This window comes from Streptomyces sp. NPDC058691, assembly GCF_042714775.1.
Taxonomy (GTDB): Bacteria; Actinomycetota; Actinomycetes; order Streptomycetales; family Streptomycetaceae; genus Actinacidiphila.
Window position 1 is genome coordinate 62,265 of record NZ_JBHXSO010000008.1, and the last position, 18,835, is coordinate 81,099.

Consider the following 18,835-nt stretch of genomic DNA (forward strand, 5'->3'; position numbering starts at 1 on the left):
GGTGCTCACTGCCAGTCGGCGTAGGCCGCGTAGTCCGAGCCGTCGGAGGCGCGTCCGGTGAGTCCGTCGAGGTCCTCGGGGAGCAGGCTCCAGACGATCAGGTCGGTGCGGATCTGCTCCCAGCGGCCGTCGGTGTCCCCGTCGGGACGGGTCCTGACCAGGCCCGCGTTGCGCAGCACGCCCTCGCTGACGCAGCCGATCCGCTGGGCGACCTGCTGGGAGGCGGCGTTGTCGGCGGCGGTGCGCAGTTCCAGCCGCTCGAACTTCTGGTCGTCGAAGAGCCACTGGGCGGCCGCGAGCACGGCCTCGGCGGCGTAGCCCTCGCCGCGTGCCCAGGGCGCGATGACGTAGCCCGCCTCGGCGCTGCGGATGCGCCAGTCGGCGCGCTGCAGATGGACGGTGCCGACCAGCCGCTGGGTGAGGAACTCGGTCACGGCGAAGACGACGCCCCGTCCGCCGGCCCGCTCGGCGGGGGCGAACTCGGTGATGAAGGAGCGGGCGTCCGCCTCGGTGTACGGGTGCGGCACGGAGGTCCAGGCGACCACGGACTCGTCGTTCATCATCTCCGCCTGCGCGGGGATGTCCGCCTCCTCGTAGGAACGCAGCACCAGCCGCTCCGTACTGATGGAGATCTCCGGAAAGCTGGTCATTCGACGCTCCGTAGCAAGGACATGTGTGAAGTGCACAGCATGCAGCATCCATCCGGTCACCCGCAGGACCGGGGCGCCGCGGGGCCGTGCGGCCGTCGGTCAAGGGTACGTGCAACCACCCCCGCGACGAGCGCAGTTGGCACGCTGTTCTCCGGCTTTTCCGCAGGTCCGCTCCCCCTGTGGTCATAGGGTCCTGCTAGCGTCTGCCCGCGTGACGGTGCACCACGCAGCAGGAGTCGGATATCAGCGGGCGGCGGGTGTCTACGAGCGGTCGCGGCCCTCGTACCCCATGGCTGCCCTGGCCGAGTTGGCGGAGGCGCTGGCCCTCGAGGCCGGGCGCACCGTGGTCGACCTCGGCGCCGGCACCGGCAAGTTCACCAGGCTGCTGGCGCTGACCGGGGCCGAGGTGGTCGCGGTGGAGCCGGTGGCGGAGATGCGCGAGCGGCTGGCGGAGCTGCGGCTGCCGGGTGTGCGGGTGACGGCCGGCACCGCGGAGTCGACGGGGCTGCCCGACGGGTGCGCCGACGTGGTGGTGGCGGCGCAGTCGTGGCACTGGTTCCAGGAGGACGAGGCGCTGGCGGAGGTGGAGCGGCTGCTGCGGCCGGGCGGTTCGCTGGCGCTGGTGTGGAACACCTACGACACCTCCGTGCCGTGGGTGCGGGACTACCAGGACATCGTCTTCCGGCTCGCGCCGCGCGATCTGCCGAGCCCGCTGGACGGCGGCTGGCGCAAGGCCTTCGCCGACCGGGAGGGCTGGTCGCAGGTGTACGAGCGGCACTGGCCGAACCCGTACTCGACGACGGTGACGGACGTGGTGGAGCGCATGACGTCCTCCAGCCACATCGCGGTGATGGATCCCGCGGAGCAGGAGCGCGTGCGCGCGGAGGTGGAGGCGGTGCTCGCCGGTCACGCCGCGACGCGCGGCAAGGACGCCATCGAGATGCCGTACACGACCGACCTGTACTGGCTGCGCCGGCACTGAGGCGGCATCGAGGCGGTCTGCGGCGGCGCGGTCCCGGCTGTCGGTGCCGCCCTGTTGAATGGGCGGATGGACGCGGACCGGCTCAGGGGCTTCTGCCTCGGTTTCAACGGCGTGAGCGAGGAGAACCCGTTCCCGCGCAACGCGGAGGTGACCGTCTTCAAGGTGGGCGGGAAGATCTTCGCGATCAGCGCCCTGGGCGGCGAACCGCTGCAGGTGAGCCTGAAGTGCGATCCCGAACTGGCCGTGCGGCTGCGCGCCGGGCACGCGGCGATCGCCCCCGGCTGGCATCTCAACAAGCGCCACTGGAACACGGTCACGCTGGACGGCTCGCTCCCCGCCCGCATGGTGCGCGAGATGATCGAGGACTCGTACGACCTGATCGTGTCCCGGCTGCCCCGGACCGAGCGGTTGCGGCTGGACTGGCCGGGAGAGGCGGCGGACGGGCCCGCCGGGGGCGGCGCGCGGTGATCGCGTACCGCCCCCGGCGGGGTGCCGGTGTCCTGGGGGATCAGAAGGAGGGGATGACGGAGCCGGCGTAGGTGTCCTCGATGAACTTCTTCACCTCGGGCGAGGTGAGGAGCTTCTTGAGCTTGAGCACGCGCGGGTCCTTCTCGTTGCCCTCCTTGACGGCGAGGAAGTTGCCGTAGGGGTTGTCCGTCGCGGACTCCAGGACCAGTGCGTCCTTGGCGGGCTTGAGTCCGGCGGCGATGGCGTAGTTGCCGTTGATGACGGCGGCGTCGACGTCGCCGAGGGAGCGGGGCAGCTGGGCCGCCTCCAACTCCTTGAACTTCAGATTCTTCGGGTTGCCGGTGATGTCGGCGGGCGTGGCCTCGTTGCCGACGCCGTCCTTGAGGGTGATCAGGCCGTTGGCCGCGAGCAGCTTGAGGCCGCGGGCCTCGTTCACCGCGTCGTTGGCGAGGGCTATCGTCGCGCCGCTCTTGAGCGCGTCGGCGGACTTCAGCTTGCCGGAGTACAGGCCCAGCGGCTCCAGGTGGACGGTGACGACGGGCACGATGTGGGTGCCCTTCTTCTTGTTGAAATCGTCCAGGTAGGGCTGGTTCTGGAAGTAGTTGGCGTCGACGTCGCCGTCCTCGGTCGCGGTGTTCGGCGTCACGTAGTCGCTGAACTCCTTGACCTCCAGCTTGAGTCCGGCCTTGGCGGCCAGGTTCTTCTTGACGAAGTTCAGGATCTCCGCGTGCGGGACGGGGCTCGCGGCGACGACGAGCGGGTCGCTCGCGCTGTCCTTGGTGGAGCCGGAGTCCGAGCCGCAGGCGGTCAGGCCCAGGGTGAGACCGGCGGCGGCCAGGACGGCAGTGGTGATCTTGACATGGGTACGCACGAAAAGTGCCTTTCTGAGCGGTGTTGGTGTTGCGGGTGTCAGGAGGTCTCGGTGGCTGCGGCCGGGCGCAGCAGGCGCAGCCTCGGGGCGACGGAGCCGCGGCCGCGGCGCGAGGCGCCGCGGGCGGAGAGGTCGCCGAGGAGCTGGACGCCGGTGACGATCACGATGAGAACGGCCAGCGTCACGTTCATCAGCCCGGTCTCGAACCGCTGGTAGCCGTAGCGGACGGCGAGGTCGCCGAGGCCGCCGCCACCGATGAGCCCGGCCATGGCCGAGTACCCGATCAGGGCGATGACGGTCGTCGTCGCAGCGGAGATCAGCGCGGGCAGCGCCTCGGGCAGGAGGGCCTTGCGCACCACGGTCCAGGTGCTGCCGCCCATGGACTGCACGGCCTCGACGAGACCTGAGTCCACTTCGCGGACGCCGATCTCCACCAGCCGGGCGAAGAACGGGATCGCGCCGATCGACAGCGGGACGATCATGGCCTCGGGCCCGATGGTGGTGCCGACCAGGGACTTGGTGAACGGCATCAGGTAGATCATGAGGATCACGAAGGGCAGCGACCGGATCACGTTGACCACGGCGCCCAGCACTTTGGAGAACACGCCGTTGGCGAGCAGTCCGCCGCGGTCGGTCAGCACCAGCAGCACGCCGAGCGGCAGGCCGCCCGCGACGGATATGAGCGTGGACCAGCCGACCATGACCAGGGTTTCCCCACAGGCCTGCGACAGCAGCGGCTGCATCTCGGACCAGGTCACTTCGCGGCCCCCTCGACCCGCTCTGCGCCGGCGGCCGGCGCGACGTCGACCTGCAGGCCCTTCTCGCGCAGGAAGCCGATGGGCACCACGTTGTCCTCGAAGGCGCCGGGGAGTTCGATCCGCATGCGGCCGACCTGGCGTCCGGCGATGGTCTCCAGCGCGGCGCCGAGCACCGAGATGTCGATGTTGTAGGTGCGCGAGAGCTGCGAGATGACCGGCTCGGTCGCGGCCTCCCCGTGGAAGGTGAGGTCGACGACGGTGCGGCCCTCGCCGGACGGCTCGCCGCCGACCGGGAACAGTTCGTGGGCGAGTTCGGAGCCGGGGGTGGCGAGCAGGTCGGTGACCTTGCCGGATTCCACGATCCGGCCTCCCTTCATCAGTGCGGCGGAGTCGCAGACCGCCTTGACGACCTCCATCTCGTGCGTGATCAGCAGGACGGTCAGGCCGAGTTGCCGGTTGAGGTCGCGCAGCAGCTGGAGGATCGAGCGGGTGGTCTCCGGGTCCAGGGCGGAGGTGGCCTCGTCGGAGAGCAGCACCTTCGGATCGCCGGCCAGCGCGCGGGCGATGCCGACGCGCTGCTTCTGGCCGCCGGAGAGCTGGGCGGGGTAGGCGCGCGCCTTGTCGGCGAGGCCGACGAGGTCGAGCAGTTCGCGGGCCTTCGCGGCCCGCTGCCGGCCGGAGACGCCGAGGATCTCCAGGGGGAGTTCGACGTTGTCCTGGACGGTGCGCGAGGACAGCAGGTTGAAGTGCTGGAAGACCATGCCGATACGGCCGCGGGCGGCGCGCAGGGCCGAACCGGCGCGCGGCGAGCGGCCGGCGAGCGCGGTCAGGTCCTGTCCGGCGACCTCGACGGTGCCCGAGGTGGGCCGCTCCAGCAGGTTGACGCACCGGATGAGGGTGCTCTTGCCCGCGCCGCTGCGGCCGACGACGCCGTACACCTCGCCTTCGCGGACGTGCAGATCGACGCCGTCGAGAGCCACGGTGTCCCGGCCGTGGGAACGGTAGACCTTGGTCAGGCCCGTTGTGGTGATCACTGGGAATTCCGTCACTGTCGAGTGCGCGGCACGCAAAAGCCGCACACGGGGGCGAATTCACGATGGACAGGCATGGCTCCGCCCCGAAGGGGGCGTCGGGAGAATCAGCAGCGGGTGCCGGGCGGCTGGGGGTCGTGCGTCAGCCGGCAGCGGCAAAGGGGCTGCTGCGGTTCCATTTCCATGGCCGTGTTCATGGGGGTTGTGTGCAATCCATGGCAGGAGGGGCGGGTCTCACTTCGGGGCGCGAGACTCAGATGGCGTGGGCCCTCAGCGTGCACACATTCGACACATACGACGAACACCGGGCGTCATCGCCTCGGTCGCGCGGCAGCGGCGGTTCGTCGTGGTCATGGGCACCAGTAAAGCAGACACCCGAACGGTGTCCCAATATCCGGTCACGGCGTCCGCGATGCGGACAGGCCGGGGGGTGGGATCCGGTGATTCCCGACCGTAATAGAGTCGCGCCATGCTCGACGTCCTCACGATCGTGGTCTCCGCCACGGCGCTGCTGCTGGCCGCCTGGTGCGGTTTCGCCGCCTTCCGGGACCAGCCGACCAAGGACTGGCACTTCATCGGCATGGCCGTGGTGGCCGTGCTGGCGCTGGTCCAGCTGGTGGTCGGCGTGATCAAGGTCTCGACGGGCGAGAAGCCGGTCGACGGGACGACGATCTTCTTCGCTTACCTGGTCGGGGCGGCCTGCACGGTCCCGGCGGCGGCATTCATGTCGCTGACCGAGCGCACCCGCTGGGGCTCGGCGGTCGTGGCCGCGGGCGGGCTCATCCTGGCCGTGCTGGAAGTACGGCTGTACGACATCTGGGGAGGCGTCAGTGCCTGAGACCGCCGACGGGACCACACAGGATGCCGCGTCCGGCACCGATGCCGGCAAGGGGATCGGCCGTGGGCCGGGACGGCTGCTGCTGTCGCTGTACGGGGTCTTCACCGTCGCCGCGCTGTCCCGCTCGATCTACCAGATCAGCGCGCAGTTCGGCGAGGCGCCGCTGGCCTATCTGCTCTCGCTGCTCGCCGGGATCGTGTACGCCGTGATCACGGTGGCGCTGTGGCGGGGCGGTGAGAACGCCCGCAAGGTGGCGCTGGTCAGCTGCGCGCTGGAGCTGATCGGCGTGCTGACCGTGGGCACGCTGACGCTGGCGGACTCCTCGGCCTTCCCCGACCAGACCGTGTGGTCGGACTACGGCATGGGCTATGTGTTCCTGCCCCTGGTCATCCCGGTCAGCGGACTGCTGTGGCTGCGCCGGGCGGCGCAGCCACAGAAGACGTCCTGATCCGTGCTCAGGCGCTGGCGGCGTACGTCTGCGGGGAGCGCGCCGCCGGCTTCTCCATGTGCACCAGGCTCAGCCGGCCGCTGACCGGCTCGGCCGTGCCCACCTGGGCGTAGCCGAGCTTGCGGTACAGCCGCAGGTTGAACTCGCTGCGGTGGCCGGTGAAGAGACGGTAGCGCTTGGCCTGCAGATCGTCGGCCAGCCGCTCCTCGATGGCCCGCAGCAGCCGGCCGCCGAGGCCGTGCCGCTGCATGCGGGGGTGGACGATCAGCTTGGCGATGCGTGCGGTGCCGTCCTCGTCGACCGCGCCGCGGACCGAGCCGACCACCTCCTCGCCGAGCCTGGCCACCAGGACGGTGCCCTGCGCGAGTTCCGCGCGCAGCGCGTCCAAAGTCTGCGTCAACGGTTCGATGCCGTAGTCGCCGTAAAGCTCCGCCTCGCTCTGATAGCACAGGTACTGCAATTTGAGGATCTTCTCGGCGTCTTCGCCCATCGCGGTAGAGATGGTCACGCTCATGCCCATGTGCGCAGGCCTCCCCTTCGAGTCGCCCGGGCGCACAAGGGGTGAGGGGGCGCCCAGGACGTTGCCCTGACTGGAACCGGAACGCGGCGCGGCCGCGCACAAGCGCCCTGTCGCCGACTGTTTACGGTGCATTACCCCGTCGTACGGGAGATGCAACCCCGGTTTCCGAGGATCGTACGCAGACAACTCAGGCAGCGGGAACGGAGCGGACCGAGACTGCCCTGTGAGATTCCCAACTCCCGGGAAATTTCCCGGTAAGTGAGGTCGGAACGGGAGATCAGGGCGGATACCAGCTCAGGACAGCGCCCCGGCAGCCGGCCCACGGCGGCCAGCAGGGCGCGGCGCTGCTCGGCGGCGAGCACCTGCTGTTCGGCGGTGGGCGCCGCCGCCGCGGCGCGCACACCCAGCAGGCCCGGGGCCAGCGGCGTCTCGTGGCGGGCGTGCCGCCCGGCGAGCCGGGCCTCGGAGCGCACGGCACGGCGCAGCCAGGCGGCGGGGTCGGCGGGAGGTTCGGGGAGCTCCAGCAGCCGCAGCCACACGGACTGTTCGAGGTCGGCGGCCTCGACCGCGCCGGGTACGGATTCGGCCGCGGCCTCGGCGGCGAGCAGTGGCCGGATACTGGTCAGTTCGTCGTGCGGTACGGATGCGCTCATGTCCGGCGGGACACCCGTGCCGCGCCGGGTGGTTGCCCCGTGGCCGGGGAACCACCCGTGCGCGGCAGTGGCGTCACGCCTTGTTGACGAAGGCCGCGCGGGCGAGCAGCGCGGTGTCGCAGTTGTCGGAGAAGATGCCGTCGATGCCCTGCTCGAAGTAGACCTGGAAGGCGCCGAAGGCGTCGCCGTAGGCGTTCGGGTCGGTGCCCACGCGGAAGTCGGCCGGCAGGAACGCGTTCTCGTTGCGCATGGTGAAGGGGTGCAGGATCAGCCCGGCCTTGTGGGCGTCGCGCACCAGCGTGGTGGGCGTGCCGAGCTTGCCGGCCGCGTCACGCGGGATGATCAGGTTGACGGTGGGGCCGATGCCCTGCGCGAAGCCGGCGATCCACTTCAGGCCGGCCGGGGTGACCAGGTCGGCGACGGTGCGCGGGTCGCCCGCCACCACGAGGTCGTACGGGCGCGTGGTGGCCGCGTCCAGCAGGAAGACCTTGGGGTTGCGCAGGCCGAGCGCGCCGAGCCGCTGGAGGCTGGTGGGCTCGAAGGACTGCAGGAACAGCGGGGAGTTGCGCTGGTCGCGCCCGTAGCGGCGGAGCAGCTTGGCCACCCGCTCCTCCAGGCCGAGGCCGATGCCGCGGAAGTAGGTGGGGTGCTTGGTCTCGACGTGCAGCCACACCGCCTTGTCGCGCTTGCGGCCCTGCTCGTCGGCCCAGCGCAGCACCTCCTCGAAGGTGGGGATCTCCCAGTGGCCGTCGTAGAGGGTGTTGTGCTGGCGCTGTGCGGGCAGCCGCTCGACGGCGCGCAGCGTCTTCAGCTCGGCGAGGGTGAAGTCCTCGGTGAACCAGCCGGTGGTGGCGACGCCGTCGATGGTCTTGGTGGTCTTGCGGGAGGCGAACTCCGGGTGCTTGGCGACGTCCGTGGTGCCGCCGATCTCGGGCTCGTGGCGGCAGACCAGGTGGCCGTCCTTGGTGGGGACGAGGTCCTGCTCGATCACGTCGGCGCCGAGGTCCAGCGCGAGCTGGTAGGAGCCGAAGGTGTGCTCGGGGCGGTAGCCGCTGGCCCCGCGGTGGCCGACGACGGTCGGCACGGGAAGGGCTCTCACCGGCCCGTGGGAGGAGCCGTGCGACGATCCGTGCGAGGACTCGCGCCCGTTCGCCGCCGCGCTGCCCGCGGTGCCGAGGACGGAGGCGCCGGCCCCGAACGCGGCCGCCGCCCCGATCAGGGCCCGGCGACCGGGCCCCCGGCCCTGCTCCTGGCCCTGCTGCTCGTGCGTCATGTGCGCTCCCTCGAATCGGCCGAACATCTGTCCGGTCCCTGCCAAGCGACGCGCGCATCGTAGGCGGGTGGTCGTTTCAGCCGGGCGGCCGTCGTCGGAACATGGCGGAAACGCGCATCAACATTGCGTACCGGTCGTGTGAACCCGGTGCGCGTGTCGCGGCGCCGCGGAAGTATCGTCCTCGAGGGGGGAGGCGCACACTGGTGAGCGAGACCCTGCGCAGAGTCCCGCCGGACCTCTGCCGACCACGACCGGAGGACCCGTTGTTCCGCATCATCCTCAAGGCGCTGCTCGGAGTACTGATGCGCGTGCTGTTCCGCCCCAGGGTCGAGGGCGCGGAGCACATCCCGGGTGACGGCCCGGTCATCCTCGCCGGCAACCACGTCACCTTCATCGACTCGATGTTCCTGTCACTCGTCGTCAAGCGGCAGGTCTTCTTCATCGGCAAGGACGAGTACGTCACCACCCCCGGCCTCAAGGGCCGCCTCATGGCGGCGTTCTTCACCTCCGTCGGCATGATCCCCGTGGACCGCGACGGCGGCCACGGCGGCGTCGCCGCCCTGATGACCGGCCGCCGCATCCTCGACGAGGGCAAGGTCTTCGGCATCTACCCGGAGGGCACCCGCTCCCCCGACGGCCGCCTCTACCGCGGCCGCACCGGCGTGTCCCGCCTGGCCCTCATGACCGGCGCCCCCGTCGTCCCCTTCGCCATGGTCGGCACCGACCGCATCCAGCCCGGCGGCGCCGGCGTGCCCCGCGTGCACCGCTTCACCGTCCGCTTCGGCAAGGCCCTGGAGTTCTCCCGCTACGAGGGCATGGACCGCGACCGCTACGTGCTGCGCGCCGTCACCGACGAGGTGATGAGCCACGTCATGCGGCTGGGCGGCCAGGAGTACGTCGACGTCTACGCCACCAAGGCGAAGGCGGCCAAGGCCGCGGACCACGCGACGGCGGCGTGACCTTCGGTCTCAGAGTCTGGGCATCCGGCCGACCGGGCCGTTGCCGGTCGGCACCCGGGCCGCGGTCAGCACCACCTCGCCGCGCGGGCCCCGGGAGATCTGCCCGATGCTCGCCGTCAGGTCGGCTTCCATCCCGCCGGGCAGTTTGAGCCGGATCAGCACCGGCAGCAGGAAGCCGACGGCGATGAGGCCGGCCAGCACGGGGGTCAGCGTCGTCAGCATCACCGCGGTGACATGGTGCTTCCACAGGAAGTCCACCCAGGCCGCGCCAAGGATCGCCGTCGCCACGACGACGAGCACCGCGCTGCTGACGCGGCTCCCTCGGGCCGCTCTCGCATCCTCCTCCAGCAGGCGCAGCGCGCGGTCCGCGTCCTGGTGCGCCGGGTCGAGGCGGCGGCAGCGCGTCAGAAAGCGCTGGGCGCGGCGCCGGTGGAGCAGTTTCAGCCGGACGTCGGCCGTCTGCGTGCTCAGACGCTGCTCCACGACGCCCGCCACGAAGTGGGGTTCGGGCTCCTTCTCGGCCAGCCGGATCGCGGTGCGGGCCTCTTGGCCCGCGTCGCGGTAGCGGTCGTCGCTCTGCTCGGCGTCACCCGCCTGGACCAGCAGCCGCGCGAGCGCGAGCCGCAACTGCCACTGCGGCTGGTCCCGTACCCCCGGCCGGCCCAGCACGCGCCGTAGCTCCTCCTCGGCGGCGCCCAGGTCCCCCGCGCCCTCCGCCAGCGCCACGGCGAGCCCGAGGGCCGCGCTCCCGCTGTCCTTGCCGACGGCGACGGCCCGCCGGAACTCGCTCGCCGCCTCAGCCATCGTGGCGTCGCCCTCCTTGTCCCGCGCCCTGTGCAGCGCGAGGCTCCCGAGCTCGACGTGGGCCTGTACGTCGTACCAGTCCAACTCGACGGCCCGGCGCAGCACGGTCCCGGCCTCCTCGTACCGGCCGAGCTGCACATAGAGGGCGCCCAGGTCGGTGTGGCAGCGCCCGTACGGGTCCAGTTCCACGGCGCGGGCGAAGTGCCGTTCCGCGGCGGCCGTCTCGCCACGCCGGTGGGCGATCAGCCCGAGGCAGGTGTGGGCGGCCGCATTGCGGGGGTCCTCGCGGCTGACGGCACGGCAGTGGTCGGCGGCCTCGATGAGACGGCCGTCCGCCTGGGGGCTCCCGGGAGCGAGGCCGGCCAGTCGCACCAGCGACCACGCGCGGCCCACGCGGAAGTCGTGGTCGTGCGGCCACTGGCGCAGGATCTCACCGAAGTCCTCCGCCGCGTCCAGCGGACGCTGGTCCATCAGGGCCACCCACCCGATGGCGGCACGGGCCTCGGCCCGTTCGAGCGGACCGGCCGCGGACGCCAGCACGTCCTCCAGGACCCGCCCGGCCGAGGTCAGGTCCGCGCGTTCCGCGTGCACCGCGGCCAGCTCGAACCCGATCGACGTCAGATGCGGCCGGCCGCGGGTGAACTCCTCGATGGCCCGCTCCGCCTCGTCGAGGCTGCCGCAGTCGCGCAGCGCGTCGGCCCGCTGCTCGTGGGCGGCCACGCTGTACGGATCGTCCGCCAGGGCGCGTTCGCACTGGGCCAGCGCCTCGTCGAACCGGTGCTGCCCACGGAGCGCGGAGGCGAGGCGACAGCGCACGGACACCGCGTTCGGCACCCTGCCGAGCAGGGCCTGCGCCGTCTGCTCGGCCTCCTCGAAGCGGCCCAGCCCTACCAGGGTGTCGACCATCAGACGGCAGGCCCATTCGTGCTCCGGTACGAGCTGCAGGGCCCGCCGGAGGTGGGGCATTGCCTCCTCACGGCGGTGAGTGGCGGTGAGCACGTACGCGGTCGCGACATGCCCGGAGGCGATCTCGGGGTGAAGGCTGCGCGCCCTCCGGGCCGTGGCCTCCGCCTCGGTCCACCGCCGCATCGCGCACAGAACCTCCACCCGGAAGGTCAGGGTGCGGACGCGGTCGGGCCACAGGGCCAGGGCCCGGTCGACGCTCTCCAGGCACTCCTCGTCCCGGTCCCGGTCATGAAGGCAGTACGCGAGGTCCATGTGGGCGTTCACCGACTCCGGGTCCCGGTCGACGCAGCCGCGCAGCAACTCCTCCGCCTCATCCCAGCGCCGCGAACGGCGCAGGAGCCACGCGAGCAGCTGGGTGCTGTCCCAGGCACCGGCGGTGAGTTCCGTCGCGCGCCGGGCGAACGTGATGCCGTCGAGGGGCCGTTCCAGCGCCGAGTACAGCCATCCCACGGCTTCCAGCACCTCCGGGTCGTCGGGCCGGAGCGCGGCGGCGTGCTCGGCGGCGCCCTCGGCCTCGTCCCAGCGCCCCAGGGTCTGCAGCACGGCCAGCCTGCCGAGCAGGGCGTCACGATGGTCCGGCTCTCGCAGCAGCGCCTCCTCGTACGCCTCGCACTCCTCGGCCCGGCGGTCCTGCTCGCCGAAGCACCGGGCGAGCAGGCAGGGGCCCACCGCGGAACGGGGCCACGCCGCGGCGGCCCGGCGCGCGGCGGCCTCGGCCGCGGGCCGGTCGCCGCGAGCCGTGTGCGCCGAGACGAGCAGTTCCAGTGCCTCCGCGTCGTCCGGATACAGGCCGAGGCACTCCTCGGCGGCGGCCAGGGCCCCTTCGTGGTCGTCCCTTCCCAGGGCCACCCAGGCGCGCCGAGCCGCCAGGGAGCCGGCCGGCACACCCTGGCGGGCGGCCTCCTCCAGTGCGGCGGAGGCCTCGTCCCACCGCTCCGCCCCCCGGAGGATGTCGACGAGCGCCAGATACGCCTCCGCGGAACGGGGGTCGAGCGTGAGGGCGCTCCGGATCGCGGCCACCGCGTCGTCGACGCGCTCCGCGGCGAACAGGACGTGGGCCAGCGTCACATGGGCCTCCGCGTCCTCGGCGTCGGCCTCGACGCGGGCGCGTGCGGCGGCTGTCGCCTCGTCGAGGCGACCGAGCCTCTCCAGCGACCTGACGCGTATCCGGGCGGCGGTGCGGTGGCCCGGGTCCGCCCGCAACGCCGCCTCGAAGTCCTCCAGCGCGCGGGCGTAGGACCCTCGCACGAAAGCGAGGGAACCCCGTTGCTCCAGGAGCAGGGCCTCCAGTCGTCCTTCCGGGTCGCCCTCCCGGAGTGCGGCGATCAGGCGTTCCGCCTCCTCCCAGCGGTGAGTGGTGCGCAGCACGGCCAGGGTGCTCTCCACCAGGGAGGTGTTGCCGGGGGCGAGTTCCCTGGCGCGCTCCAGGGCGGCGAGGGCCTCGTCGTGCCGGGCCGCCTCGTACAGGGCACCGGCGAGGGTGCCCAGCGCCTCCGGGCTCTCGGGTCGCAGCCGCACGCCGTGCTCGGCGACCGCGACGGCCTCGTCCACGGCGCCGGTCTTCCCGAGCACATCTGCACGGACGCGCAGCCCCCAGTCGGAGCAGGGATCGAGTGCCAGCGCCTGCTCGGTGAGGGCCAGGGCACGGTCGAGTGCTCCGTCGGCCCCCTCGGCGACGGCCAGTTCGAGCCTGACGCCCGGCGAGTACCGGCACGCCTCCACCCCTCGCCGCCCCGTGGCGGCCGCTTCGGCCACATCGCCGCGCAACCGCTGCGCCTCGGCCTTGTGCTCCCATGCGGACGCCCAGCGCGGTTCGATCGCGAGCGCCCGGTTGCAGGCCGCGATCGCCTCGTCCCACCGTGCGAGGTCGATGAGGGCCGTGGCGTGTTCGACGTGCGCGTCGGGCCGGCGGCCGTACCGGCGGACCAGGCGCTCGGCGGCCTCCGCGGCGGCCTGGTGGGCGCCGCGGCAGCTCTCGTACCGGACCTCCGCCGTCAGCACGGCGATGTGGTCGCGGTCGAGGGAGCGGGCGGAGGTCAGCTTGACGTGGGCGAGGCCGGTCGCAGCCTGGCTCGCCGCGATCCGCACAGCCGCGCAACGGACCTCGACGGGGTCGGCCGGACCGTCCTCGGCGTCCTCCAGGCCCCGGAGCGCCGCCGCCGTGTCGCCCTGCTCGACGCGGGTCCAGGCGGCCCCGATCCAGCCCTCCGCATGACGCGGCCCGACGACCGTGGCCCGCTGGAATGCCGCCAGCGCCTCGTCCCAGCGGCATGCGGCGTGGTGCACCCAGCCCAGCGCAGTGTGGACGTCCACGGCCTCCGGGAGCCGTGCCGCGGCCGCCGTGCCCTCGGCCAGGGCCTCGTCGCGCCGGCCCATACGGTCGAGGGCCGCCACACGCCACCCGGCGGCCGCTCCGCAGGCCGGGTCGTGGGTCAGTGCCAGCGCGAACTCCTCCAGCGCGGCCTGGTGTTCGTACTGCCGCAGCCGCAACCTGCCCCGTGCGACGTGCAGTCGGGCCCGCTCCGGATCGCCGGCCGCGCGGGCGAGTTCGGCGCCGATGAGCGCCTCGGTCTCGTCGTAGCGGCAGTCGAGGGTGTACTCCCTCAGGACGGCCAGGACGTCGGTGTCCTGACCGGGCTGTGCGTCCGTGCTCATGGCGCTCCCTCCCCGCGGGTATCGGAAGCATACGGACGACTCGCCGCCGCGAACCGGGTGTTGTGGCTAACGCGGCGTCCCGCCCGCGAGCCGCTGACCGCGCAACAGGCGCCAGGCCGCCGACGCCGCGAGAAGAAGGACACCCCCGCCCACGGCGGAAGCCGCCCGCAAGCCGTCGGTGAAGGCGGCCGGCGCCGCCGAGGCTGGGCCGCCGGAGATGCCGGTGACGATGGAGCCGAGCAGGGCGATGCCGAGGGCGGCGCCGAGTTCGTAGGCCGTCTCGGAGACGCCGGAGGCGGCGCCGGCCTGCGCCGGGGGGACGCTGGAGAGGATGACGTCGGCGGTGACGGTGTACGAGAGCCCGGCCCCGGCGCCGGTGACGAGCAGGGCGGCGCCGAGGAAGAGGTAGCCCGAGTCGGGCCGCAGGGCCAGCAGCGCGACCAGGGCGAGCCCGGTGGCACCCAGGCCGCCCGCCACGGCGCCCCGCACCGACCAGCGACGGGCGGCGGCGCCCGCGAAGAGGCCGGTCGCCGCGGCCCCGAGCGTGGAGGGCAGTTCGCACAGGCCCGCCTGCAACGGCGAGCGGCCCTGGACCTCCTGCAGGAACTGGGACAGGAAGAAGACCGTCCCCGCGAGCCCGAGCACCGTGAGCAGGTCGGCCAGGACCGCCCCGGAGAAGCCGCGGTGCCGGAACAGCCGCATGTCCAGCAGCGGCGTGGGCAGGGCGAGTTGACGGCGTACGAAGCCGTACAGGCAGGCCGCGCCGAGCAGTCCGGCGCCGAGGGCGGCCGGCCCCGGCCCGTGGACGGCGAGTTGCTTGACGGCGTAGACGACCCCGAACATGCCGAGGAGCGACAGCAGGACGCTCGCCGGGTCCCACGGACCGCGGCCCGGGTCGCGGGACTCGGGCAGCACGCGCACGCCGATGATCAGCAGCACGGCCATCACCGGCAGGTTGATGAGGAAGACCGACCCCCACCAGAAGTGCTCCAGCAGCAGGCCGCCGACGACCGGCCCGAGCGCGGCGCCCGCGGTGGACACCGCGCCCCAGACGCCGATGGCGAAGCTGCGCTCGCGCGCGTCGGGGAAGAGGGTGCGGATCAGGGCCAGGGTGGACGGCATGAGGGTGGCGCCCGCGACGCCCATGAGCGCGCGGGCGGTGATGAGCGTCCCGGGCGTGGTGGCGTACGCGGCGAACACCGACAGCGCCCCGAAGGCGGCGGTGCCGGTGAGCAGCAGCCGCTTGCGGCCGACGCGGTCGCCGAGGCTGCCCATGGAGACCAGCAGGCCGGCGATGACGAACGAGTAGACGTCGCCGATCCACAGCAGTTGGGTGGAGGTGGGGCGCAGGTCCTCGGTGAGGAAGGGGATGGCCAGGCCCAGGACGGTGGCGTCCACGGCGACGAGCAGCAGGGCGAGGGTGAGCACACCGAGCGCGAGCCAGCGGGAGGGGTGACCGCGGTCGTCACGGCGGAGGGTGGTGACGTGCGCCGTGGTGGCCATCAGGTGCTCCCGGTCTCACGGGGGGCGCGCAGCATGCCGCCGAGCAGCAGATCGGTGACCATGCGGGCGGAGTCCCGCCGTGCCATGCGGCCGTCCTGGACGGACCAGGCGGAGGCGGCGATCAGCGCGTACAGCGCCTCCACGAGCCAGGCGGGGGTCAGGTCGTAGCGGAAGGCGCCGGTCTCCTGGCCGCGGTGGAAGAGGGCGGCGACGCGTGCGTCGATGCGGGCCCAGCCGTCGTTGATCTCGTCCAGGTCGTAGAGCTGGTTCTCGCCGTAGAGGAAGGCGAGGAAGCCGGAGACGGGCATGGCCTCGCTGATGAGCCGGCGGACGGCCTCGACGGGGTCGCCCTCCTCGACGCGCGCCGCGTCCAGGCACTCCTCGGTCTGCTCGATCCCGAGCGTGCCGAGGGCGCGCACGAGCGCGTCCCGGCCGGGGAAGTGCCGGTGCAGGGTGGCCCGGCTGACGCCCGCCGCCTTGGCGATCTCGTCCATGGAGGCGGTGGCGCGGCGGGACAGCAGGTCGGCCGTGTCACGCAGGACCTGCTCACGATTGAAGCTCATGAGACAAGGATACTCCGAATGAGACATAAGCGTCTCATGCGCGACACCGAAGAAGCCCGACCGGGTCATGGACCGCGGCCGGGCTTCTCGGTCAGGCGGGGCAGGCTGGGGGGAGGACGGTCAGCCCTTCGCCTTCGCCCAAGCGAACTGGACCGCCAGGTCCCGCTTGATCTCGGCGAGCTGCACGACGACCGCCGAGGGCGCGGTGCCGCCCCGGCCGTTGCGGGCGGCCAGCGCGCCCGGCACGTCGAGCACGGTCCGCACCTCGGGGGTGAGATGGGGGGAGATCTTGGCGAACTGCTCGTCGGTCAGCTGGTCCAGTTCGATGCCCTCGGCCTCGCAGACCTTGACGCACTCACCGGCGATCTCGTGCGCCACCCGGAACGGAACGCCCTGCTTGACCAGCCACTCCGCGATGTCGGTGGCGAGCGAGAAGCCGGCCGGGGCCAGTTCCTCCATGCGCTTGCGGTTGACGGTGAGGGTGGCCATCATCCCGGTGAACGCCGGGAGCAGGACCTCGAGGGTGTCGCAGGAGTCGAAGACCGGCTCCTTGTCCTCCTGCAGATCGCGGTTGTACGCGAGCGGAAGGGCCTTGAGCGTGGCCAGCAGGCCGGTGAGGTTGCCGATGAGGCGGCCGGACTTGCCGCGCGCCAGCTCGGCGATGTCGGGGTTCTTCTTCTGCGGCATGATCGACGAGCCGGTGGAGAAGGCGTCGTGGAGGGTGACGAAGGAGAACTCCTTCGTGTTCCAGATGATGACCTCCTCGGCGATCCGCGACAGGTCGACGCCGATCATCGCCGTGATGAAGGCGAACTCGGCGACGAAGTCCCGCGAGGCGGTGCCGTCGATGGAGTTGGCCGACGAACCGTGCTCGAACCCGAGGTCCCGCGCGACCGCCTCCGGGTCCAGGCCGAGCGAGGACCCGGCCAGCGCGCCGGAGCCGTACGGCGACACGGCCGTGCGCTCGTCCCACTGCCGCAGCCGCTCCGCGTCCCGGGACAGCGCCTGGACATGGGCGAGGACGTGGTGGGCGAAGAGCACCGGCTGCGCGTGCTGCAGGTGTGTACGGCCCGGCATGGCGACGTCGATGTGCGCCTCGGCGAGAGCGACCAGGGCGTGCTGGAGCTCGGCGACCAGGCCGCCGATGACGCGGGCGTGGTCGCGCAGGTACATCCGGAAGAGCGTGGCCACCTGGTCGTTGCGGGACCGGCCGGCGCGCAGCTTGCCGCCGAGGTCGGCGCCGAGCCGCTCCAGCAGGCCGCGTTCCAGGGCGGTGTGGACGTCCTCGTCGGCGATCGTGCCGGTGAAGCTGCCGTCGGCGACGTCGGCCTCCAGCTGGTCGAGGCCGGCCAGCATGCGCGTCAGCTCGTCCTCGGTCAGCAGGCCGGCCGTGGTCAGCACGCGGGCGTGGGCGCGGGAGCCGGCGATGTCGTACGGCGCGAGCCGCCAGTCGAAGTGCACGGACGCCGACAGCCTGGCCAGCGCCTCCGCCGGGCCGTCGGCGAAACGGCCGCCCCAGAGCCGGACGTCACCGGTGTTGCTGCTCAACTCTTCGCTCGCTTCCGTCGGTGGTGCGATGTGCGGCCGCCTCCCCGCCGTGGAACGGGCGGGGAGGCGGGCTGCCGTGGCCGAGGCTGTCGAGGCTACCGACTAGGCCAGGTCGCGCTTGGCGGCGATCTTCGACGACATGCCGAAGATCTCGATGAACCCCTTGGAGAGGGACTGGTCGAACGTGTCGCCGGTGTCGTACGTCGCCAGGTTGAAGTCGTACAGCGACTCGGCGGACTTGCGGCCGGTGACGACGGCGCGGCCGCCGTGCAGGGTCATCCGGATGTCGCCGGAGACGTGCTGGTTGGCCTCGTTGATGAAGCCGTCCAGGGCCCGCTTGAGCGGGGAGAACCACAGGCCGTCGTAGACCAGCTCGCCCCAGCGCTGCTCGACCTGCCGCTTGTAGCGGGCGAGTTCACGCTCGACGGTGACGTTCTCCAGCTCCTGGTGGGCGGTGATCAGCGCGATCGCGCCGGGCGCCTCGTACACCTCGCGGGACTTGATGCCGACCAGCCGGTCCTCGACCATGTCGATCCGGCCGATGCCCTGGGCGCCCGCCCGCTCGTTGAGCTGCTGGATCGCCTGCAGGACGGTGACGGGCTTGCCGTCGATGGCGACCGGGACGCCCTGCTTGAAGGTGATGACCAACTCGTCGGCCTCGCGGGGCGTGGCCGGGTTCTGCGTGTACTCGTAGACGTCCTCGATCGGGGCGTTCCAGATGTCCTCCAGGAAGCCGGTCTCGACGGCCCGCCCGAAGACGTTCTGGTCGATCGAGTACGGGGACTTCTTGGTGGTGGCGATCGGGAGGTTCTTCTCCTCGCAGAAGGCGATCGCCTTGTCGCGGGTCATCGCGTAGTCGCGGACCGGGGCGATGCACTTCAGCTCGGGGGCGAGGGAGGAGATGCCGGCCTCGAAGCGGACCTGGTCGTTGCCCTTGCCGGTGCAGCCGTGGGCGACCACGGAGGCGCCGTGCTTCTTCGCGGCGGCCACCAGGTGCTTGACGATCGTGGGCCGCGAGAGGGCGGAGACCAGCGGGTAGCGGTCCATGTAGAGGGCGTTGGCCTTGATCGCCGGGAGGCAGTACTCGTCGGCGAACTCGTCCTTGGCGTCGGCGACCTCGGCCTCGACCGCGCCGCAGGCCAGCGCCCGCTTGCGGATGACGTCCAGGTCCTCGCCGCCCTGGCCGACGTCCACGGCCACGGCGATGACCTCGGCGCCGGTCTCCTCGGCGATCCAGCCGATGGCGACGGAGGTGTCCAGTCCGCCCGAGTAGGCGAGTACGACGCGCTCGGTCACGGGTCTCTCCTTTGGTGCGCGAGGTCGAGAGCGTATGGCGGGGGCGTGA

17 protein-coding genes are annotated in these 18,835 nt (G+C 72.1%); 5 read left to right on the forward strand and 12 right to left on the reverse strand.

What is annotated here, in order from left to right; genetic code table 11:
• Window positions 1–5 precede the first annotated feature (5 nt).
• The gene (locus ACFWVC_RS08025; protein ID WP_384280270.1) at window positions 6–650 is read right to left on the reverse strand and encodes a GNAT family N-acetyltransferase; all 645 of its coding nucleotides are present in this window, start codon (window positions 648–650) and stop codon (window positions 6–8) included.
• 211 nt (window positions 651–861) lie between these two features.
• Here ACFWVC_RS08025 and ACFWVC_RS08030 point away from each other — a divergent pair, with 211 nt between their 5' ends.
• On the forward strand, window positions 862–1,632 hold the full coding sequence (locus ACFWVC_RS08030; protein ID WP_384280272.1) for a class I SAM-dependent methyltransferase: 771 nt from the start codon (window positions 862–864) through the stop codon (window positions 1,630–1,632).
• A gap of 66 nt (window positions 1,633–1,698) precedes the next feature.
• Window positions 1,699–2,100, forward strand: a complete 402-nt coding sequence (locus ACFWVC_RS08035; protein WP_384280274.1) for an MmcQ/YjbR family DNA-binding protein — start codon at window positions 1,699–1,701, stop codon at window positions 2,098–2,100.
• A 40-nt stretch (window positions 2,101–2,140) separates the two neighbouring features.
• Here ACFWVC_RS08035 and ACFWVC_RS08040 read toward each other — a convergent pair whose 3' ends face one another.
• From ACFWVC_RS08040 to ACFWVC_RS08050, 3 genes are read right to left on the reverse strand one after another with little or no spacing between them, the layout of a single operon-like run.
• Entirely contained in the window at window positions 2,141–2,971 is an 831-nt protein-coding gene (locus ACFWVC_RS08040; RefSeq protein WP_384280276.1) for a MetQ/NlpA family ABC transporter substrate-binding protein, read from the reverse strand.
• Between the two features lie 38 nt (window positions 2,972–3,009).
• Window positions 3,010–3,729: a methionine ABC transporter permease gene (locus ACFWVC_RS08045; protein WP_384280282.1), complete on the reverse strand. Its 720-nt coding sequence runs from the start codon at window positions 3,727–3,729 to the stop codon at window positions 3,010–3,012.
• A complete protein-coding gene (locus tag ACFWVC_RS08050) occupies window positions 3,726–4,763 on the reverse strand; it encodes a methionine ABC transporter ATP-binding protein (RefSeq protein WP_384280286.1) in 1,038 nt (345 codons plus the stop codon). The genes ACFWVC_RS08045 and ACFWVC_RS08050 overlap by 4 nt, the downstream gene beginning before the upstream one ends.
• 466 nt (window positions 4,764–5,229) lie before the next feature.
• On the opposite strand from ACFWVC_RS08050, the gene ACFWVC_RS08055 reads away from it, so the two are divergent.
• Window positions 5,230–5,598: a hypothetical protein gene (locus ACFWVC_RS08055; RefSeq protein ID WP_384280288.1), complete on the forward strand. Its 369-nt coding sequence runs from the start codon at window positions 5,230–5,232 to the stop codon at window positions 5,596–5,598.
• Window positions 5,591–6,046, forward strand: a complete 456-nt coding sequence (locus ACFWVC_RS08060; RefSeq protein ID WP_384280290.1) for a hypothetical protein — start codon at window positions 5,591–5,593, stop codon at window positions 6,044–6,046. Before ACFWVC_RS08055 ends, ACFWVC_RS08060 begins: the two co-directional genes overlap by 8 nt.
• A gap of 7 nt (window positions 6,047–6,053) precedes the next feature.
• Here ACFWVC_RS08060 and ACFWVC_RS08065 read toward each other — a convergent pair whose 3' ends face one another.
• From ACFWVC_RS08065 to ACFWVC_RS08075, 3 genes are all read right to left on the reverse strand, one after another.
• Window positions 6,054–6,566, reverse strand: a complete 513-nt coding sequence (locus ACFWVC_RS08065; protein ID WP_384280292.1) for a GNAT family N-acetyltransferase — start codon at window positions 6,564–6,566, stop codon at window positions 6,054–6,056.
• Window positions 6,567–6,697: 131 nt separating this feature from the next.
• On the reverse strand, window positions 6,698–7,219 hold the full coding sequence (locus ACFWVC_RS08070; protein ID WP_384280294.1) for a sigma-70 family RNA polymerase sigma factor: 522 nt from the start codon (window positions 7,217–7,219) through the stop codon (window positions 6,698–6,700).
• 73 nt (window positions 7,220–7,292) lie between these two features.
• On the reverse strand, window positions 7,293–8,492 hold the full coding sequence (locus ACFWVC_RS08075) for a glycerophosphodiester phosphodiesterase (RefSeq protein WP_384280296.1): 1,200 nt from the start codon (window positions 8,490–8,492) through the stop codon (window positions 7,293–7,295).
• Window positions 8,493–8,794: 302 nt separating this feature from the next.
• Between ACFWVC_RS08075 and ACFWVC_RS08080 the strand changes: the two genes are divergently transcribed.
• Window positions 8,795–9,451, forward strand: a complete 657-nt coding sequence (locus tag ACFWVC_RS08080) for a lysophospholipid acyltransferase family protein (protein WP_384280455.1) — start codon at window positions 8,795–8,797, stop codon at window positions 9,449–9,451.
• Window positions 9,452–9,460: 9 nt separating this feature from the next.
• Here ACFWVC_RS08080 and ACFWVC_RS08085 read toward each other — a convergent pair whose 3' ends face one another.
• From ACFWVC_RS08085 to ACFWVC_RS08105, 5 genes are all read right to left on the reverse strand, one after another.
• Window positions 9,461–13,876 carry a tetratricopeptide repeat protein gene (locus tag ACFWVC_RS08085; RefSeq protein WP_384280297.1) on the reverse strand — a complete coding sequence of 1,472 codons (4,416 nt, stop codon included), beginning with the start codon at window positions 13,874–13,876 and terminating at the stop codon, window positions 9,461–9,463.
• Window positions 13,877–13,942: 66 nt separating this feature from the next.
• Window positions 13,943–15,379 carry an MFS transporter gene (locus ACFWVC_RS08090; protein WP_384280299.1) on the reverse strand — a complete coding sequence of 479 codons (1,437 nt, stop codon included), beginning with the start codon at window positions 15,377–15,379 and terminating at the stop codon, window positions 13,943–13,945.
• A complete protein-coding gene (locus tag ACFWVC_RS08095) occupies window positions 15,379–15,942 on the reverse strand; it encodes a TetR/AcrR family transcriptional regulator (protein WP_384280301.1) in 564 nt (187 codons plus the stop codon). The genes ACFWVC_RS08090 and ACFWVC_RS08095 overlap by 1 nt, the downstream gene beginning before the upstream one ends.
• Window positions 15,943–16,062: 120 nt before the next feature.
• Entirely contained in the window at window positions 16,063–17,490 is a 1,428-nt protein-coding gene (gene argH, locus ACFWVC_RS08100) for an argininosuccinate lyase (protein WP_384280302.1), read from the reverse strand.
• Window positions 17,491–17,592: 102 nt separating this feature from the next.
• Entirely contained in the window at window positions 17,593–18,786 is a 1,194-nt protein-coding gene (locus ACFWVC_RS08105; protein ID WP_384280304.1) for an argininosuccinate synthase, read from the reverse strand.
• Window positions 18,787–18,835 lie beyond the last annotated feature (49 nt).